The sequence below is a fragment of the Streptomyces sp. AB3(2024) genome, from assembly GCF_041862025.1.
Lineage (GTDB): Bacteria > Actinomycetota > Actinomycetes > Streptomycetales > Streptomycetaceae > Streptomyces.
The window spans coordinates 1-263 of record NZ_JBGWAB010000389.1; the positions used below are offsets into that span (position 1 = coordinate 1).

A 263-nucleotide genomic window follows, 5' to 3' on the forward strand; every position below is an offset into this window, starting at 1 on the left:
GTGACGGTTCCGGTGGGGGTGCCGCTGCCGGGTGCCACTGCGGTGACGGTGGCGCACACCGTCACGGTCTCGCCGCACACCGAGGGGTTGGGGTCCACCGACACGGTGGTGGTGCTGGCCGCCTGGTTGGCCGTCACCTCGAAGGGGGCGTCCGCGCCCGCGAAGCAGGAGTCGCCGTTGTAGGCGGCCGAGTACGTGCCGCTGGTGAGGCTGCTGGTGGTCAGGCATGCCGTGCCGCCTGTGTCCAGCGTAAGTGTCACGTT

1 pseudogene is annotated in these 263 nt (G+C 70.7%); it reads right to left on the reverse strand.

The features are described 5' to 3' along the window. Positions 1-263, reverse strand: a pseudogene (locus ACEPPI_RS40900) (Ig-like domain repeat protein); the annotation flags it as partial.